A 659-nucleotide genomic window follows, 5' to 3' on the forward strand; every position below is an offset into this window, starting at 1 on the left:
TCACTTACTGTGGTGGTATTGATGCGGAATTCGCCGCCGGTCTTGCTGCCACTGGCGTCATAGTGTTGGCCATACACGCCCCATCCGCTACCGTCCTGGTAAATTGACGCCCAGGTCGCCACAAAACTGCCATCGGACAACGCTGCCAAGGATGTGGAAGATGCATCCACCGACGAATTAACCGAATTGGCGACAGAGGCATCTCCATTCAGCATATCGGCGGCATCGAGAACCTGAACCCTGATATCCATGCTGTTACCAGACGCGGTAAAACCCAGCGCCAAATTGCCGTTTGTAAGTCCGATGATAGACGGATACATCTGATCGCCCCCGGAGGCGACGTCATTTAACAGGAATTCACCGCCAATTTTGGCTCCATCGGCCTGGTAATGCTGCCCGGCAACAGACCATTTGTTACCGTCCTGGCCGTAAGACATCCAGCTTGCCACGAAGCTGCCGTCCGCGAGCCCCGTTACCGTTGGCATGTACTGGTCAGAGGTGGAATAACTGTTGATGTGGAATTCACCACCGGCCTTTGTACCGTTCGCATTAAAATGCTGGCCGTAAACTTCGAAGCTACTTCCGTCCTGACCAATCGCGTTCCACACCACCACGAAGCTGCCATCCGCCAATCCCGTCACCGAGGAATTCATCTGATC

General features: G+C 54.3%; 1 pseudogene. It reads right to left on the reverse strand.

The annotated features are described in order from the left end of the window. Positions 1-659, reverse strand: a pseudogene (locus CU669_RS21535) (hypothetical protein); the annotation flags it as partial.

Source organism: Paramagnetospirillum kuznetsovii (assembly GCF_003284725.1).
GTDB classification, from domain to species: Bacteria; Pseudomonadota; Alphaproteobacteria; order Rhodospirillales; family Magnetospirillaceae; genus Phaeospirillum; species Phaeospirillum kuznetsovii.